The 15,603-nt window shown below is 66.2% G+C and carries 19 protein-coding genes; 10 read left to right on the top strand and 9 right to left on the bottom strand.

Annotated features, from left to right (window positions below):
* Together VFZ09_RS21690 and cyaY are read right to left on the bottom strand one after the other, a co-directional pair.
* Positions 1 to 343 (bottom strand): helix-turn-helix domain-containing protein (locus tag VFZ09_RS21690; protein ID WP_329729544.1); only part of this gene is annotated, 343 nt, incomplete at its 3' end.
* Between the two features lie 7 nt (positions 344 to 350).
* A complete protein-coding gene (gene cyaY, locus VFZ09_RS21685; protein WP_329729543.1) occupies positions 351 to 674 on the bottom strand; it encodes an iron donor protein CyaY in 324 nt (107 codons plus the stop codon).
* On the opposite strand from cyaY, the gene lptM reads away from it, so the two are divergent.
* From lptM to VFZ09_RS21675, 3 genes are all read left to right on the top strand, one after another.
* Complete coding sequence (gene lptM / locus VFZ09_RS51670) at positions 673 to 825, top strand: LPS translocon maturation chaperone LptM (RefSeq protein ID WP_414640727.1); 153 nt, start codon at positions 673 to 675, stop codon at positions 823 to 825. The genes cyaY and lptM overlap by 2 nt on opposite strands.
* Positions 822 to 2,066, top strand: a complete 1,245-nt coding sequence (lysA, locus tag VFZ09_RS21680; RefSeq protein ID WP_329729542.1) for a diaminopimelate decarboxylase — start codon at positions 822 to 824, stop codon at positions 2,064 to 2,066. The genes lptM and lysA overlap by 4 nt, the downstream gene beginning before the upstream one ends.
* Before the next feature lie 301 nt (positions 2,067 to 2,367).
* Positions 2,368 to 2,709: a hypothetical protein gene (locus VFZ09_RS21675; RefSeq protein ID WP_329729541.1), complete on the top strand. Its 342-nt coding sequence runs from the start codon at positions 2,368 to 2,370 to the stop codon at positions 2,707 to 2,709.
* Here VFZ09_RS21675 and VFZ09_RS21670 read toward each other — a convergent pair.
* Positions 2,690 to 2,923, bottom strand: a complete 234-nt coding sequence (locus VFZ09_RS21670) for a hypothetical protein (RefSeq protein ID WP_329729547.1) — start codon at positions 2,921 to 2,923, stop codon at positions 2,690 to 2,692. The two genes, VFZ09_RS21675 and VFZ09_RS21670, sit on opposite strands and share 20 nt — an antisense overlap.
* A 364-nt stretch (positions 2,924 to 3,287) precedes the next feature.
* Between VFZ09_RS21670 and VFZ09_RS21665 the strand changes: the two genes are divergently transcribed.
* Both VFZ09_RS21665 and trxA read left to right on the top strand, forming a co-directional pair.
* Positions 3,288 to 3,554, top strand: a complete 267-nt coding sequence (locus VFZ09_RS21665) for a hypothetical protein (RefSeq protein WP_329729540.1) — start codon at positions 3,288 to 3,290, stop codon at positions 3,552 to 3,554.
* A 176-nt stretch (positions 3,555 to 3,730) separates the two neighbouring features.
* Complete coding sequence (gene trxA, locus VFZ09_RS21660; RefSeq protein WP_329729539.1) at positions 3,731 to 4,105, top strand: thioredoxin; 375 nt, start codon at positions 3,731 to 3,733, stop codon at positions 4,103 to 4,105.
* On the opposite strand, the gene hda is transcribed toward trxA, so the two are convergent.
* On the bottom strand, positions 4,096 to 4,743 hold the full coding sequence (hda, locus tag VFZ09_RS21655) for a DnaA regulatory inactivator Hda (RefSeq protein WP_329729538.1): 648 nt from the start codon (positions 4,741 to 4,743) through the stop codon (positions 4,096 to 4,098). The genes trxA and hda overlap by 10 nt on opposite strands.
* Positions 4,744 to 4,866: 123 nt before the next feature.
* Between hda and nadA the strand changes: the two genes are divergently transcribed.
* From nadA to VFZ09_RS21640, 3 genes are all read left to right on the top strand, one after another.
* Positions 4,867 to 5,931, top strand: a complete 1,065-nt coding sequence (nadA, locus tag VFZ09_RS21650; protein WP_329729537.1) for a quinolinate synthase NadA — start codon at positions 4,867 to 4,869, stop codon at positions 5,929 to 5,931.
* 13 nt (positions 5,932 to 5,944) lie between these two features.
* Entirely contained in the window at positions 5,945 to 6,919 is a 975-nt protein-coding gene (locus VFZ09_RS21645) for a DUF808 domain-containing protein (protein WP_329729536.1), read from the top strand.
* 91 nt (positions 6,920 to 7,010) lie between these two features.
* Positions 7,011 to 8,912 carry a sulfatase gene (locus VFZ09_RS21640; protein ID WP_329729535.1) on the top strand — a complete coding sequence of 634 codons (1,902 nt, stop codon included), beginning with the start codon at positions 7,011 to 7,013 and terminating at the stop codon, positions 8,910 to 8,912.
* Between the two features lie 3 nt (positions 8,913 to 8,915).
* Here the strand turns inward: VFZ09_RS21640 and VFZ09_RS21635 are convergent, their stop codons facing one another.
* The 5 genes from VFZ09_RS21635 to VFZ09_RS21615 all read right to left on the bottom strand — a co-directional run bounded on the left by VFZ09_RS21635 (position 8,916) and on the right by VFZ09_RS21615 (position 13,837).
* Complete coding sequence (locus VFZ09_RS21635) at positions 8,916 to 9,494, bottom strand: HD domain-containing protein (protein WP_329729534.1); 579 nt, start codon at positions 9,492 to 9,494, stop codon at positions 8,916 to 8,918.
* A gap of 109 nt (positions 9,495 to 9,603) precedes the next feature.
* Positions 9,604 to 10,848 carry a cytochrome P450 gene (locus tag VFZ09_RS21630; protein ID WP_329729533.1) on the bottom strand — a complete coding sequence of 415 codons (1,245 nt, stop codon included), beginning with the start codon at positions 10,846 to 10,848 and terminating at the stop codon, positions 9,604 to 9,606.
* 42 nt (positions 10,849 to 10,890) lie between these two features.
* The gene (locus VFZ09_RS21625; protein ID WP_329729532.1) at positions 10,891 to 11,085 is read right to left on the bottom strand and encodes a ferredoxin; all 195 of its coding nucleotides are present in this window, start codon (positions 11,083 to 11,085) and stop codon (positions 10,891 to 10,893) included.
* A gap of 43 nt (positions 11,086 to 11,128) precedes the next feature.
* Positions 11,129 to 11,722: a TetR/AcrR family transcriptional regulator gene (locus VFZ09_RS21620; RefSeq protein ID WP_329729531.1), complete on the bottom strand. Its 594-nt coding sequence runs from the start codon at positions 11,720 to 11,722 to the stop codon at positions 11,129 to 11,131.
* 297 nt (positions 11,723 to 12,019) lie between these two features.
* The gene (locus VFZ09_RS21615) at positions 12,020 to 13,837 is read right to left on the bottom strand and encodes a DUF4231 domain-containing protein (RefSeq protein WP_329729530.1); all 1,818 of its coding nucleotides are present in this window, start codon (positions 13,835 to 13,837) and stop codon (positions 12,020 to 12,022) included.
* Between the two features lie 159 nt (positions 13,838 to 13,996).
* Here VFZ09_RS21615 and VFZ09_RS21610 point away from each other — a divergent pair, with 159 nt between their 5' ends.
* Together VFZ09_RS21610 and VFZ09_RS21605 are read left to right on the top strand one after the other, a co-directional pair.
* Entirely contained in the window at positions 13,997 to 14,680 is a 684-nt protein-coding gene (locus VFZ09_RS21610) for a TIGR02466 family protein (protein ID WP_329729529.1), read from the top strand.
* 29 nt (positions 14,681 to 14,709) lie between these two features.
* Positions 14,710 to 15,534 carry a hypothetical protein gene (locus VFZ09_RS21605; RefSeq protein ID WP_329729528.1) on the top strand — a complete coding sequence of 275 codons (825 nt, stop codon included), beginning with the start codon at positions 14,710 to 14,712 and terminating at the stop codon, positions 15,532 to 15,534.
* Positions 15,535 to 15,603: the final 69 nt, after the last annotated feature.

Genomic DNA, 15,603 nt, shown 5'->3' with positions numbered 1-15,603 from the left:
CGCGCCAGGCACTTCCCGCGCTCAGCGTCTTCAGCAGGGTGGTGCCCCCCTCAGCCAGGATCAGCCGGACCACCCGGCCATCGCGGGGATCGGCGTAGCGCGAGATCAACCGGCGGCGCGCCAGCACAAGCACCGTCTGCGACACCGTGCCCTTGGTCAGACCGAGGTATTCGGTCAGCGCCTGCGGGGTATTGCTGAAGCGGTTTGCCTGGTTCAGGTAAAACAGCACCTGCAGGTGAACCGGCTGCAGCCCCTGCGCCGCGCCCGCCTGCCGCAGGTCTGCGCGGGTCAGCAGCGACAGCCGCTCGACCAGGTCAAACAGGGTGAGCGCCTGGCTTTTCAAGTGCGCGTCAGAAGCGGACCATGACGCCGCCATGCGCGGCGATCAGCGCGGCGAGCTTGTCGTAAAGCGGCTCTCCGCTCTTGGTGTCAATCCAGCCGCTGTCCTGCGGCTTGAAGTGAAAGCCACCCGAGCGCGCAGCGACCCAGATTTCGCGCGCAATGCCGTGGCGATTGATGATGATCTTGCTGCCGTCGTCGAGCTCGACCTCGATGATGCCGTCCGCAGGCGTCTCGAAATCCAGATCGGCGTCTTCCAGCGCCTGCTCGATATGGGCCAGTGTTGCTGTGGCGGCCTGATTGAATTCGGCCTCGCCTGATTCGATTGTCGTCATGATGTCCCGTGCTAACATTTCGCGCATGAAACTGCGCACCTTATATATAGTGTCCCTGTTGCTGTGCGGGCTCGGTCTGACTGCCTGCGGCTCCAAGGGTGACCTGTATCTTCCCGAAAATCCCCCCGCACCGCAACGGACTTCCAATTGAATACTCTGCATCGCATTGACGGCCGCCTCCATCTGGAAGGCGTGGCGCTGGACACGCTTGCCGAACGATACGGCACGCCACTGTATGCCTATTCCCGGCAGGCGCTCGAATCCGCCTACCAGGCCTACAGCGAAGCATTTGCCGAAACACCCCACCTGATCTGCTACGCGGTCAAGGCCAATTCCAGCCTGGCGATTCTCAACCTGTTCGCCCGGCTTGGCGCCGGCTTCGACATCGTCTCCGGCGGCGAGCTGACACGCGTGCTGGCCGCCGGCGGCGACGCCAATAAAATAGTGTTCTCAGGCGTCGGCAAGACCGCGGACGAGATGCGCGCTGCGCTCAACGCCGGCATCCTCTGCTTCAACGTCGAGTCGGCCAGCGAACTGCATCGGTTGAACCGCGTCGCGGGCGAGCTGGGCAAGGTTGCGCCGGTTTCGTTTCGCGTCAACCCAGACGTCGACCCCAAGACGCATCCGTATATCTCCACTGGGCTCAAGGAAAACAAGTTCGGCGTCCCGATTGCCGACGCCCCTGCGCTGTATCGTCTGGCGGCCGGCCTGCCCAATCTTGAAATCACCGGCATCGACTGCCACATCGGCTCGCAACTGACCGACCTGTCGCCGCTGGCTGACGCGGCCGACCGCGTGCTGGCGCTGGTCGACGCGCTGGCGGCCGAGGGCATCGCACTGCACCACATCGATCTCGGCGGCGGCGTCGGCATCCGCTACCACGACGAAACGCCGCCCGATCTCGCCGCCTATGGCCGCACGCTGGCGGCCCGCTTTGCCGGGCGCCGCGAGAAACTGCTGCTGGAACCGGGGCGCTCACTGGTCGGCAACGCAGGCCTGCTGCTCACCCGGATCGAATATCTGAAGCCGGGCGAAGACAAGAATTTCGCCATCGTCGACGCGGCGATGAACGACCTGATGCGTCCCGCGCTGTACGAGGCGTATCACGAAATCGTCGCCGTCAACGAACGGCAAACTCCGGCACAACGCTATGACATCGTCGGCCCGATCTGCGAAACCGGCGATTTTCTTGGCTTTGCGCGCGATCTCGCGATCGAGGAAGGTGACCTGCTGGCACTACTTTCGGCGGGTGCCTACGGCATGAGCATGGCGTCGAACTACAATTCACGCCCGCGAGCGGCCGAAATCCTGATTGACGGAAATGAAATTCATCTCATCCGAGAACGTGAAACCCAATCCAGCCTGATGGCTGGAGAGCGGCTTGTTTATTGACTTTCATTGGCACAGACCAGGCGCAAACACTTTGCTTTTTTAGTGTCGGATCGATACATTTTGCTTGGCTGCGACAGTTTTAATCGAATTGTTTTCGCAGAGGCTTGACTATTCATTGTGCCCCCGGCAAAAGTAACTAGAATGAAGCTCACCAAGCGGAGCCTCGGTATCACCCGTGTTTAGCGGGCTTCGGGCAAGTCGGTCGCCTGTCGGTACCACGCTTTGGAAGTGCAAATTCTGACTGCACGTGGCTTCAAGCTGTAGTGACAAGTGAATGTGTTCAACTTCTAAGGAGTGTTAAATGGCAACAGTAAAAAAACCCGCCGCCAAACCGGTGGCCAAAAAGGCAGCAGCCAAGCCCGCTGCTAAATCCACCGTCAAGAAGGCAGCAGCCAAGCCCGTAGCCAAGAAGGCAGTCGCCGCCAAAAAACCGGCAGCCAAGCCCGTAGCTAAAAAGGCCGCGGCAAAACCGGCAGCCAAAAAAGCCGCTCCGGCCAAAAAGGCAGTCGCCGCCAAAAAACCGGCCGCCAAGCCCGTAGCTAAAAAGGCCGCTCCCAAGCCCGTTCCGGCCAAGCCGGCTGCCCCCCCAGCCGCGCCTTCCCCCGCACCGGCAATTTCGGTCATCAAGCCTTTCGGGCTCTAACAGATCGGGCACTGCCCAATCTGAAACGGGGGCCTGGCCCCCGTTTTTTATTGCCGCAGCCGTGCGCAGGGCTGGGTTTGCGCCCCGCGGACATTGCCCACTCCTGCAGGCCGCACGCATCCAGGCGGTGATGTGGCGGCTTCTCGGTAAAGCTGATTTTGAAGATCGGCTTGGCGCTCTTGAAACCATATTTCCACGGCACCACCAGCCTGATCGGCGCACCGGTTGGCGCAGCGCGGCGATGGCACAGATAGGGGCGGCGTCGACACCATCGGGGTGCTGGGGCAAAAATCGCATTCGCCTATCGACCCGGGTCATCGTTTGCAGACGGCTGCGCGGCACCCTGCTGACGTGAGACCGCAAGGCTGCCCCGCCAGCACGCCCCAGCCGATCACACACCCATCCGCCAAGAATGACGAACTCGCCTACTGCCCTGACGAGGCTTCGTCAGGGCAGCGTCGACGCATCTTCATCAAGCCGTCAAATCCGCCTGATTTAATGAGGTTTTCCACGCCACGGGAGGCTGGCATAAACCCTGCTCGATTATCTTAGCAAAGGCAACGCAAGGAGAGACCAACATGATCGAACTGGAACCCGGCAACACCCTGGAAATCAGACTGAAAGAAGATGCCCAGGGTCGCGACTGCGTGGAGGTCGCACTTCAGGCACACAGGTGCTCACTCAACCTCACCCCGCATCAGGCACGGGTACTGGCGACCGAACTCATCATGGCGGTGAATCGCGCCGAAGTGCGCAGCAACCTCAAGCACAACCAGGAAGCGGCGCGCGGCGCCCAGCCGATTGAGCAAAGACGCGGCCTGTTCAATCAGGCTTTCGCCAAATAAGTTTCAAGTTTTAGGCCGGTCGGCTTCGACTGGACCTGGGTAGCGGGCAGCCCTGGCTGAACTACCCATAAGAAGCCTCCGCATTGTCGGAGGCCCGCCATCCGTGATACGGTGGCACTAGGCGCGAGGGATTCGTCCTCGCGCCTTTTTATTTTCACTATTTCGCAGGAATCAGCATGGCCGTCATCGAACTCACCCAGGACAACTTCGAATCCACCATCAACGGCAACGACGTCGTCGTCGTCGACTTCTGGGCGCCGTGGTGCGGGCCCTGCCGTGGCTTTGCGCCGATTTTTGAAGCGGCATCCGAGAAGCATGCCAACATCGTCTTCGCCAAGGTCAACACCGAAGTCGAGCAGGATCTGGCCGGCTACTTCCAGATCCGCTCCATTCCCACGCTGATGGTGTTCCGTGAGCAGGTCATTCTTTACTCCGAAGCCGGCTCGCTGCCTGCCAACGCACTCGATTCGCTGATCGACCAAATAATGGGATTGGACATGGCGCAGGTCCACAAGGACATCGCCGAGCAGCAGGCGCCGGGTCAGGCCTGATTCAACAGCAATTGCCGCAACAGCGGCAGCGTGATGGGGCGCCGTGTTTCGAGACTGAAACGGTCCAGCGCCTCCAGCACCCTTAGCAGGCTCTGCATGTCGCGCGCGGTGTGATTCAGCAAATAGTCCGCCACCTGGGATTCCAGCCGAAACCCCAGGGTTTCGGCGTGCTGCATCAGCGCGGTGCGCTTTTCGGCGTCCTCCAGGCCCTGCAGTTGAAACACCAGGCCCCAGCCCAGTCGGGTCTGCAACTCCGGCATCACCGGCAGTTCGGCCGGCGCCACGCTGCCCGCGGCCAGCCACAGCCCACCCGATTCGCGTACCCGATTGAACGCTGCAAAGCCGGCGTGCTGCTGCGCTTCGTTCCAGGCCTCCACCTGATCGGCGATCACCGCCTGCGCGGCCTGCTTCCCGCTGAAATCGACCGTCATCCCCAGCTTCTGACAGGCATGCGCCCAGGCGGCCAGCAGATAGCTCTTGCCGCTGCCCGGCGCCCCCCACAGATAGACCATGCGCTCGGCAGCCGACCCGTCGAGCATGGCCGCAAGCTGCGCCATCAGCTCGATATTGCGCCCCGCCACAAAGCGGGCGAGTTCGGGCCGGGCAGGCGGGCGGATGTCGAGAAGCAGCTGCTGCATGGGGCGCTAGGATAAGGCAAAAGCCCCGGCCCACTCCAGAAAAACCCGGGGGCCGCCATGTGAAAACGCCTGCCGCGCGGCGCTATACTTAACGGTTATTTATTCATCCCAAGAGCCGTCCCGATGAGCCTTGCCTTTCCCGTTCCGCTCAGACCCGTGATCCAGCCGCCGCCGATGGTGGAGGAAGTGCTCGACGACGACGAGCGCGAGACGCTAAAAGTGCGCATCAAGACGCTGATGAAGCAGCAGGATGCGGCGCTGGTCGCGCATTACTACACCTCGGCGGACCTGCAGGATCTGGCCGAGGAAACCGGCGGCTGCGTGTCGGATTCGCTGGAGATGGCGCGCTTCGGCCACGCCCATCCGGCGAAGACGCTGATCGTCGCCGGGGTCAAGTTCATGGGCGAGACCGCCAAGATCCTCAACCCGGAAAAGCGCGTCATCATGCCCGACATCCAAGCCGACTGCTCGCTCGACCTGGCCTGCCCGGCGGACGAATTCGCGGCGTTTTGCGACGCTCATCCGGACCGCGTGTCGGTGGTCTACGCCAACACCAGCGCAGCGGTCAAGGCACGCGCCGACTGGGTCGTCACCTCAGGCATCGCCGCCAAGATCGTCAAATACCTGCACCGGCAGGGACACAAACTGCTGTGGGCGCCGGACCGCCATCTGGGCGATTACGTGCAGCGCATCACCGGCGCCGATATGATCCTGTGGCAGGGTTCCTGCGTGGTGCACGAAGCGTTCAAGGCCGAGGCACTGAAGAAGCTGCGCGCCGAGCACCCGAACGCTGCGGTGCTGGTACATCCCGAATCGCCGGAAGCAGTGATTGCGCTGGCCGACGTGGTGGGATCGACCACGCAGCTGATCGAAGCGGTGCGCACCCTGCCCAATCCAGAATTCATCGTTGCCACCGACAACGGCATCTTCCACAAGATGCATGCCGCCGCCCCGGGAAAGATCCTGCTCGAGGCACCGACTGCGGGCGAAGGCGCCACCTGCGTATCATGCGCACACTGCCCGTGGATGGCGATGAACGGCTTGAGAAAACTCGCCGCCGTGCTGGAAAACGGCGGTAACGAGATCCATATCGAGGAATCCATCCGCGCCCGCGCCCGGCTGTCGATCCAGAAAATGCTGGATTTCGCTGCGGCTGAAAAAGCCGGGCAAATCCAGCTCGGGGACTGAGCCAAGCGTAACCATGGCCGGAGCCAGCCTGCTCGCCCTGCTCGACGACATCGCCACCATCCTCGACGATGTGTCGGTGATGACCCAGGTCGCCGCAAAGAAAACCGCCGGGGTGCTGGGCGACGATCTCGCGCTGAATGCCCAGCAGGTTGCCGGAGTGCGCGCCGAGCGCGAACTGCCGGTGGTGTGGGCCGTCGCCAAGGGCTCGTTCATCAACAAGGCCATCCTGGTGCCCGCGGCACTGGCCATCAGCGCCTTCATCCCCTGGGCGGTGACGCCGCTGCTGATGCTGGGCGGCCTGTACCTTTGCTACGAGGGCGTCGAGAAGCTGGCGCACAAGTTCCTGCACAGCAAGGCCGAGGACGACGCCCACCACGCCGAGCTCACCCACGCCCTGGAGGACCCGAAGGTCGATCTGGTGGCGTTCGAGAAGGAGAAGATCAAGGGCGCGGTGCGCACCGACTTCATCCTCTCGGCGGAGATCATCGTCATCTCGCTGGGTGTCGTGGCCTCCGCGCCCTTCATGACCCAGGTGATGGCGCTGGTGGGCGTGGCCCTCCTGATGACGGTGGGCGTCTACGGACTGGTGGCGGGCATCGTGAAGCTCGACGACGCGGGGCTCTACCTCACCCGGCGGACCGGCAGCGGCGCGTCCACGCGATTCATGCGCGGCCTCGGCGCGGGCCTGCTGAAGGGGGCGCCGTACCTGATGAAGAGCCTGTCGGTCGCCGGCACCGTGGCCATGTTCCTGGTCGGCGGCGGCATCATCGCGCACGGCGTCTCCACGCTGCACCACGGCATCGAGGGCCTGGCCCATCACGCGGGCGAGGTGTCCGTCATCGGCGGTCTGCTCGGGGGGCTCACGACGGCGTTGGCCAACATCGTGGTGGGACTCGTGGCCGGTACGGTGGCGCTCGTGTTGATGCTCGGGGTCCAGCGCGTGATGAAGCGGGGCGGCAAGACCGGAGCCTCGAACACGAACCCCTGAGGCGCACGCCTGCCCGCCAGCGAGGCTGGCCAACAGGGGCTGGCTGATCTCCTGTGAGGCCCGCGCGACTTTGCTAGGCTCGCGCGCGATCATGGCGCGTGAGCGGGTGGAAGTCGTGCGCGGTGGAGCCGTCGCGGTGTGGCAGGCCGTCTGGGCCTGCTACACGTTCGTGCTGCTGGAGTGGCTCTTCCTCGTCACGCAGCAGGGCTTCATGGTGTCGTTCCCACACACGGTGTGGGCCAGCACCCTGGCGTGCCTCCCGCTGGTGCTGCTGCTCCCGTCGCTCGCCGCGCTCCTGCCGCTGCTCGGAGTCGAGGCGCTGCTCGCGCGTCTTCCCGAGGGCTCCCGGGCACGGACCCTGGCCGTCACCTCCGCCGTCCCAGCCCTGGTGCTGACGGGCCTGTCCTTCCTGCTCATCGACAACTTCACCTACACCGTCTTCGGCATCGGGGTGGTGACGGTCTCGAAGTCCCTGCTGTTCCTCTACGTGCTGCTGCTGCTCGTGCTCTTCGGCACGCTGGCGCGCAAGCTCGCCCGCGCGCGGCAGGAGGTGCTGGCCTCGGGAGGCTTGCGCTGGCGGCTCGCGGTGGCGGGAGGGCTCGTCACCCTGTCGCTCGGTGTGCTGGCCCTCCGGCTCTCCGGTGGCGGCGGAGCGCGGGAAGAGGAGGCACCGCCGGCGTCCACCACGGCCCGGCGGCCCAACGTGCTCTTCATCGCCTCGGACGGACTGGAGGCGCGGCGGCTGTCCGCCTACGGCTACGAGCGCCCCAACACGCCCTTCCTGGCGCGCTTCAAGGAGCGCACCCTCTTCTTCGAGAACGCCTTCTCCAACGCGGGGCGCACCACGGGCTCGCTCACCTCGATGCTCACCTCGCGCCTGCCCACGAGCACCAAGGTGCTCTTCCCGCCGCACATCCTCTCCGGCGAGGCGGCGTTCCTGCACCTGCCGGGGCTGCTGCGGCGCGCCGGCTACGAGACGCACCAGTACGCGGTCCGCTACTACGCGGACGGGGCGGACCTGAACATGCTGGGAGGCTTCAAGCGGGCCAGCGGGCGGGAGCTGTCCACGGACGTGCCCACGGGGCCCTGGCGGAACCTCATGGAGGAGCGCTACGTGGCGGAGCGCATGGCCGAGCGGCTCTCCGAGCGTGTGCTGTATGTGCTCGGGCTGCGGCCGATGGTGAACTACTTCAAGCTCGTGCAGCTGCCCACGCGCATCTACGGCTGGGACACGGACGAGGATCGCATCAAGGGGGCGCTCGCCGTGGCCGGGAAGGCCCAGAAGCCCTTCTTCATGCACATCCACATGATGGGGACGCACTGCTGCGCCTACAGGAAGAGCCCCGACCCGGTCTTCGCGCGCACTCCCGCGGCCACGCCCGAGGAGCAGCGGGAGAACATGCTGGACGACGCCATCCTCGACGCGGACCGCCTCATCGAGCGCCTGCTCACCGGGCTCGAGGAGCGAGGGCTGTTGGAGAACACGCTGGTGGTCATCAGCTCCGATCACAACCAGGGCTGGATGACGCTCGACCGGGTGCCGCTGATGATCCACTTCCCTGGCGGGCGGCGGCGCGGAGTGGTGAAGGAGAACGCCCAGCTGCTCGACGTGGCGCCCACGGTGCTCGAGGCCGTGGGGCTGTCCATCCCGGGCTGGATGGAGGGCCGCTCGTTGCTCTCCGCGCGGCGAGGCCCCACCGAGCCCATCCTCAGCACGGGCGAGGTCGAATCCATGCGCACCGATGCGAACTGGGAGCGCATCTCGCGCCTGAGGGATCCGGGGCCCCCGCTCCATGGCCTGACCACCTTCTCCGCGGTGGTGTGCGACCAGTGGTGGACGCTCCAGCTCAAGACGGGGGAGATGCAAAAGGGCAAGGTGCCCGGACACACGGCCCCGTGCGCCGAGGAGTCACTCCCGCCGGAAGCGGACATCCGGCGGGCCCTCCTCGCGCACCTGCGGGAGCGCGGCTTCGAGCTCCCGCACCTGAACTAGCGCTCAGGCGCCGAACCACCCCTTCTGGCGGGCCTCCTCGAGACGGCCCTCCAGGTAGTCCCACAGGGCCGGGCAGCCGGCCTTGATGGGCGGAGCGATGCGGCGCACCACCCGCTCATGGCTGACGCCGTTCTCGCGCCAGCTCTGCCCCGCGTTGGCCAGGTTGAGCAGGACCGGCATGGCCCGGTCCACGGCATGCGCGAAACGGGCTTCCGGCGTCTCCCCCGTCTCGAACTCCTGCCACAGCGCCAGGAAGGCCGCGCCCTGCGGCTCCGGCAGCAGCCCGAAAATCCGCTTCACCGCCGCCAGCTCGGCCGCCTTGCGCTCCTTCCAATCCCCTTCCGCGTACACCAGCGTGTCCCCGGTATCGATCTCGCCGATGTCATGCACCAGCAGCATGCGGATGACCCGGTCGATGTCCACGGCGGAGCCCGCGTAGGGCGCCAGGGAGGAGGCCAGCATCGCGATCTGCCAGCTGTGCTCCGCGGAGTTCTCGTAGCGCTCGAGCCCCAGCGGACGGGTCTTGCGCGTCACGCCCTTGAGCTTGTCCAGCTCCAGGACGAAGTCGATGATCTGTTGCATCGATGTGCCTCCCACGGGGCGCGACCCGCCCCCCGGGGCACTCTACAAAAAGCGACCTGGACTGGCGTGGAATCCCTCACCCCCACGCCAGTCCGGAAGCCACCTCGGATTACTGCTGGTTCAGCTGGACCTCGAGCGAGTCCATCTTGCGGATGACCGGGTGGGGCCCGAACGAGGGCTCCTTCACCAGCCGCAGCCCCGGGAAGCGCGTGAGGAGCGTCTCCACGGCGATCTGCACCTCGAGCCGCGCCAGGCTCGCGCCCAGGCAGAAGTGCATGCCGTGGCCGAAGGCGATGCTCGAGTTGGTGTTGCGGCGCACGTCGAAGACATCCGCCTTCGGGAACACGCTCTCGTCACGCAGCGCGCTGTTGAGCAGGACGAGCACCATCTGCCCCTTCTTGATGGTCACCCCGCCCATCTCCACGTCCTCGAGCGCGTAGCGGGCGATGCCCAGCTTGCCGAAGTTGTCGAAGCGCAGCACCTCCTCGATGACGCCCTTGAGCAGCTCCGGCTCGGCCTTGACCTGCGCGAGCAGCTCGGGCCGCTTGAGCACGTTGTAGACCGTGAAGCCGATGAGGTGCACGGTGGTCTCGAAGCCGCCCACGATGAGCGCGGCCACCAGCGACAGCAGCTCCGCGGTGTTGAGCCGATCCCCCTGCTCCTCCGTCTGGATGAGCGTGGTGAGGATGTCGTCCGGCAGCGGGTTGCGGCGCCGATCCTCGATCGTCTCGCGCACCAGGGCGATTCCCTCCCGCACATCCTCACGCAGCGAGGGCACCTCCTCCGGGCGGAGCAGTCCGGGCAGGAAGCTCTTGATCGCCGCCTCCGTGAAGCGCTGGAACAGCGTCTCGCGCCCCTTGGGGATCTTCAGCATGGAGCCGATCACCCGCGGCGGAATCCGATCCGAGATGTCCGTGACCACGTTGAGGGTGTTGCGGCCCTTCAGGTCATTCAGGATGTCATCGACGATGGCCTGGAGCTCCGGCCGCAGCCGCTCGATGGCGCGCGGGGTGAGCGCCGGGCTGACGAGCTTGCGCACCCGGGCATGATCCGAGCCCGACAGCGCGAAGAGGCCTCCCTTGTTGAGCTCCGCCAGCTCGGGGATCAGCGCCGCGGACCCGGCCACCGCGGCGAACTCCCACTCGTCCCGGTTGGGCGAGAAGCGCTTCGCGTCCCGGAGCACGGCGGTGGCGTCCTCATACCGGCTGAGCAGCCAGGAGCGGCCTTCCGGCCAATAGTACAAGGGCGCCTTGGTGCGCAGCTCCTCGAGCGCGGGATAGGGATCGAGGACGTAGCCGGGCGCGTCCGGCGCGAAGTTCACGGAGGGGGAATGGGCAGGCGTCTGAGGCGACATGGGGTCATCTCCTTGGGGGGAAACAGGGGGAATGGCGGGGACTCAGTCTTCCGAGAGCGAGAGCGCCTGCTTCGGGCAGGTGAGGACGGCCTTCTCCACCTTGGCGCGCAGCTCGGGGGGGACCGTCTCGGTGAGGACGTGCAGCTGATCCTTGTCATCCAGGTGGAAGGACTCGGGCGCCGCGCGTACGCAGACGCCGTTGGCCTCGCAGCGATCCCAATCGACCACGATCTTCATGTGCTTCTCCTTGAGGTGGGACTTCGAAACGGAAGGAAGGGCGTCACGCCTCGAGCAACCGGAGCACCAGCTCGATGGGCGGCCGCGCGGCACCGGGACGCACGGCCTGGCTGATGGCGAGCCCCTGCGTCACCGCCATCCACGCACGCGCGAGCTCCCCGGGCGGACCCGCGGCGGCGGCCCCCGTGCGCTGCGCCTCCTCGATGAGCGAGGACAGGGGCTCGTGCACGTGCCGCTCCAGCCGCTCCAGCGCCTCGCGCACCGGCCGGGGCGCGTCCTCTCCCATGGAGGCATGCACGATGATCCGCAGGTGCTCGGAGGCCTGCACCGAGCCCTCCCCCATGATCGAACAGACGTACACGAGCCGCTCCCACGGGGAGACGGACAGGGCCCGGGCCCGGGCGATGAGCGCCTCCCAGCCGTGGATGGACTCCTCGATGACGGCGACGAAGAGCGCTTCCTTGCTGGGGAAGTAGTGGTGCACCAGCCCATGGCTGATGCCCGCCGCGGACGCGATGTCGGAGATCTTCGCCGCCGCGAAGCCCTTGCGCGCGAACACCCGCCGGGCCGCGTCCAGCACGTCCCGCCGCCGCTCTTCCCGAAGCTGCTCCATCCGCGCCGCCGGACGAGGACTCATGGCCTTCCCCAACCCTGGATTGACTGGTGGGTCAATCAACGACCCCGCCCAGCTCTAACAAACCCGGAAAAAGGACACAATCCCGGTTTTCTGCTCGTGGGGCCACCGGGCATGCGCGGCCCCGGCTCAGGGCTTGTCCGCCAGCGGCGAGAGCGCGCGGAAGCGCTCGGCGAGGTGCTCGATCAGCGCTGCCACGGGCGGCGGCAGGCCCCTGCGAGCGGTGTAGACGAGATGGACGGTCCCTCACGGGCTCGACGGCGGCCTGGGGCAGATCTGAGCGGACCGGGCCGTCCCCCCTCAGTGCTTCTCCGGATCCGTCTCCCGGTGCTTCTCCGGCTCGGTCTCTCGCGAGTCCTCCTCGCGACGGGCCTGGAGCCGGGCCATCGCTTCCTTCATTTCCTGCACCCAGCCCATGAGCTCCGCTTGCAGCACCAGCTCGGTACTGTCGACGAGGCGCTCGAAATGGCGGGGGCGGTGCTGCTCCTCGAAGGAGAGCGAACACCACCAGGCCTTGAGGTTCTCCAGCTCGATCGCCGCCTGGTTGAACTTCACCACCTGGGTCTCGGCCTGCTGGGAGCCCAACCAGGAGGTGATGGCCGTCACCAACGCCGTGGTCAGTGCCACCCAGAGCTGCGCCCCCAGGGCCGCCAGCAGCGTGCCCATGCCCCCCGCGGCGAGGATGAGCCACTGCAGCCGGTGGGCTCGCCGGTCGAGCTGATCCACCTTCCCGCGGTAGTAGGCCAGCTGATCATCCAACCGGAAGTGGATGTACCGGAAGGGAGTCAGCGCGCTGAAGCCATCATCACCGGTGGCCAGTGCGCTGGGAGGAGGCAGCGGGCCCCGGTAGGTGCGCAGGGCGGACAGGGGGGGCTCCGTTCGCAGCAACTGCTGGCTGATGGACTTCATCTGCCCGGCCAGCCTGCGCTCGCAGGAGGGCCGGCCCGCCCGGGATGGGTTCCGGACGCCGGAGTGGCAGCGATACCGGAAGATCTCCCGCTTGAGGGTCTCGGCCTGCGCACGCAGGGAAATCCACCGGGTGCCGAACTTGAACTGGCTGGAGGCACCCAGCAGCACGGTGAGCGCCGCGATCAGCACCAGGACGATGATCCGGAGCACCCCCGAGTCCAGATGGAGCGGATGGAGATCGACCCGCCACACCGGCCCCACCTTGGCGATGTATCCCCACTTGGACAACTGCGTATCGAGCAGGGCGAAGAACGTGCCGAGGAAGCCGAGCACGAGGATCCACAACTGCAACCGCTGGAAGATGCGCTGCTGCCGGGCGGCGTTGGCGTCGCAGAGGGCGAAGCGCTGCCAGGCATGCTTGAGAATGGACTCCTCGCGCAGCTCGCGCTTGAGCAGGAAATGGAGCTCCAGGGGCGAGCCTTCCAGGGGAAACAGGCAGAGGTCGCCATCCGCGACGATCTCCGCCAGCGCCGGATCGGCGATGTCCGGCGAAGGCTGGGCGAGCAGGTTCGCCAGCTGGTCCGCGAGCCGGCCGGAGCCCTGGAGGACGATCAGGGGCCAGCCATGCCGCACGGCGGCGAGCGCCTCCTGTTTGGAGATGTCTCCCCCGTTGACGAGCACCACGGTCACGGGGATGTCCTTGGCGAGGGCGGCGGCCAGCGAGAAGAGCGTCTGGGTTTCCCCGCCCCAGGTGTCGCTGTCCACCAGGACGAAGTGGCTGTGATGCTCGTCCAGGGGCGCCAGCAGCTCGGGATGGCTCCGGGTGGGGCCTCCGGGCCAGGTCACGAGCTTCGCGGGAGCCACGCCCACGAGCGGTGCGTGTCCGCCTCGGCTGGCCAGCCCCTCCCCCATGAGGGCCATGATGCCAGCCCGGGTGCCACCATCCAGGATGAGGGCGTCCATCTCCACGGCGGCGCGGGCAACGCCCCGGCTGAGCAATGGCCGCAGCGCCGCGTGAGTCTCGGGCGGCAGCCGGTCCGCCCCTCCAATCAAGAGGATGAGGGCACGGGGATGGGGCAGCCCGAGCGCATGAATGAGTGCCTGGGGAGCGGCTCCCGGCGAGACCCGTACCGACTTCGCCCGATTGCCATTGGGGAAGAAGATCTCCCCGGTGTGGAGCTCCGGCTCGGTGGGGTGCGAGTGCAACATGGCGGCCCTCACCGCTCAACGTAGTGCCCACCCGGAGGCCGTGCATTCCTCGGCCCGAGCGACTGGGGATGCGGGTGCTGCCGTGCCCGCCCCTTCCCTCCGTGCTTCCAGGTACGGTGGGGATGCCCCTCCAGACCTCCGAGAACATCGACACTCCAAGTGACATATGACACGCTCCGCGTCATGTCTCCTCCGCCTCCTTCCACCGCGGCCGGATTGCGTCTGCAGGCGTTGTTTCCCACGCTCGTCGGGGAGGTGGATCATCCTGACGCCGAAGCCCTCAACGCGAGCCTGGTGGACTACATCCGGTGGCGTGAGCGGCAGGAACCGGATCGCTCCCCGCTGACCACGGTGAATCACGGATGGCAGTCCGGGTTGGATCTGCTCGAGGCGGAGGTGCCCGCCATCCATGCGCTGAAGCGCTTCATCAACCATCATGTCGAGTCGTTCCTGGCCGAGTGGGGCCGGTTGATGCACTCGGCCTCGGCCCCGAGCAGCTTCCGCTATGGCTATCGCGGGTGGGCGGTCATCCTGCGTCAGGGGGGCTTCCAGCATGAACACATCCACTCGCGCACGGACCTGGTGGGCGTCTATTACGCGCAGGTTCCCGCCGTCCCTCCAGGCGTGGCGGCTGGCGGAGCGCTGAGCCTGACGGATCCTCGAGGCGGGCGGCTCGCCACCCGCGCGATGTGGGACGTGGATCGCATCAACTTGCAACCCGTGGCGGGAAGGCTGTTGCTCTTTCCCAGCTTCCTGGCGCACCGCGTGGAGCAGGTGCTGGTACCGGGCGAACGCATCTCCATCAACTTCGATGTGCAGGTAGAAGCTGTCAACCCCCGTTGATCAGGCCAAAGACACCCCTGGAGGCAACCATGGCGCTGTTTCGCGATGAAGAAGGCAATTTCTTCAACATCCCCGATGAAGAGTTGCAGAAGTACAAGGTGGAGGGCGAGGTGCCGCAGACCGAGAAGTTGACGGGACAGGAAGTGCGGCGCGGGGAGACGCCCAAGCCGGGGAGCGAGGCAGCATATTTCTGGGGCGCTCCCGCCGCCACGCGGCCCACTGCCGCCTATTTCTGGGACTCGCCCGCCGCTCGGCCCGCCCCCGCCTATTTCTGGGACCGGGCTCCGGTGCAGGCACAGAACGCGGCCTACAACTACGCCTCTCCCCGGGCGATGCCGGCCCACAACTATGAGGCGGGCGCCCAGCTCGGTGCCGCCTACAACTACGCGGCGCAGGCTCAGGCTCCCAGCGCGGCCTATAACTACGCCTCTCCGGCGCAGGCGCAGAGCGCGGCCTACAACTATGCCTCTCCGCGGGCGATGCCGGCCCACAACTATGAGGCTGGCGCCAATCTCGGTGCTGCCTACAATTACGCGGCTCCAGCTCAGGCGCCCGGCGCGGCCTACAACTACGCGGCGCAGGCTCAGGCGCCCAGCGCCGCCTACAACTACGCGGCGCAGGCTCAGGCTCCCAGCGCGGCCTACAATTACGCGGCGCAGGCCCAGGCTCCGAGCGCGGCCTACAACTATGCCTCTCCGGCCCCGAGCGCTGCCTACAACTACGCTTCTCCGGCTCCGAGCGCTGCCTACAACTACGCTTCTCCGACGCGGATGGGGAGCGCCGCCTACAACTATCCGGCTCCCACCGGTCCGGCTCCCGCCTACTACTGGGGGGACATGCCCACCCGGCGCTGAGGCCTGACCCGCTACCACCCGGGCGGATCGGCACTCCCGGTCCGCCCTCCTGCCCCACCTGCTCGAAAC

The sequence above is a fragment of the Archangium sp. genome, from assembly GCF_036277355.1.
Classification (GTDB): Bacteria; Myxococcota; Myxococcia; order Myxococcales; family Myxococcaceae; genus Archangium.
The sequence above is the reverse complement of the archived record's forward strand: the minus strand, read 5'-3'. Positions and strand labels throughout refer to the sequence as shown.

What these genes read in the sequence shown, in the direction of transcription:
- lptM (WP_414640727.1), top strand. Translation starts at nt 673, where the DNA reads ATGATGTCCCGTGCTAACATTTCGCGCATGAAACTGCGCACCTTATAT.
- cyaY (WP_329729543.1), bottom strand. Translation starts at nt 674, where the DNA reads ATGACGACAATCGAATCAGGCGAGGCCGAATTCAATCAGGCCGCCACA.
- VFZ09_RS21675 (WP_329729541.1), top strand. Translation starts at nt 2,368, where the DNA reads ATGGCAACAGTAAAAAAACCCGCCGCCAAACCGGTGGCCAAAAAGGCA.
- VFZ09_RS21665 (WP_329729540.1), top strand. Translation starts at nt 3,288, where the DNA reads ATGATCGAACTGGAACCCGGCAACACCCTGGAAATCAGACTGAAAGAA.
- trxA (WP_329729539.1), top strand. Translation starts at nt 3,731, where the DNA reads ATGGCCGTCATCGAACTCACCCAGGACAACTTCGAATCCACCATCAAC.
- hda (WP_329729538.1), bottom strand. Translation starts at nt 4,743, where the DNA reads ATGCAGCAGCTGCTTCTCGACATCCGCCCGCCTGCCCGGCCCGAACTC.
- nadA (WP_329729537.1), top strand. Translation starts at nt 4,867, where the DNA reads ATGAGCCTTGCCTTTCCCGTTCCGCTCAGACCCGTGATCCAGCCGCCG.
- VFZ09_RS21645 (WP_329729536.1), top strand. Translation starts at nt 5,945, where the DNA reads ATGGCCGGAGCCAGCCTGCTCGCCCTGCTCGACGACATCGCCACCATC.
- VFZ09_RS21640 (WP_329729535.1), top strand. Translation starts at nt 7,011, where the DNA reads ATGGCGCGTGAGCGGGTGGAAGTCGTGCGCGGTGGAGCCGTCGCGGTG.
- VFZ09_RS21635 (WP_329729534.1), bottom strand. Translation starts at nt 9,494, where the DNA reads ATGCAACAGATCATCGACTTCGTCCTGGAGCTGGACAAGCTCAAGGGC.
- VFZ09_RS21630 (WP_329729533.1), bottom strand. Translation starts at nt 10,848, where the DNA reads ATGTCGCCTCAGACGCCTGCCCATTCCCCCTCCGTGAACTTCGCGCCG.
- VFZ09_RS21625 (WP_329729532.1), bottom strand. Translation starts at nt 11,085, where the DNA reads ATGAAGATCGTGGTCGATTGGGATCGCTGCGAGGCCAACGGCGTCTGC.
- VFZ09_RS21620 (WP_329729531.1), bottom strand. Translation starts at nt 11,722, where the DNA reads ATGAGTCCTCGTCCGGCGGCGCGGATGGAGCAGCTTCGGGAAGAGCGG.
- VFZ09_RS21615 (WP_329729530.1), bottom strand. Translation starts at nt 13,837, where the DNA reads ATGTTGCACTCGCACCCCACCGAGCCGGAGCTCCACACCGGGGAGATC.
- VFZ09_RS21605 (WP_329729528.1), top strand. Translation starts at nt 14,710, where the DNA reads ATGGCGCTGTTTCGCGATGAAGAAGGCAATTTCTTCAACATCCCCGAT.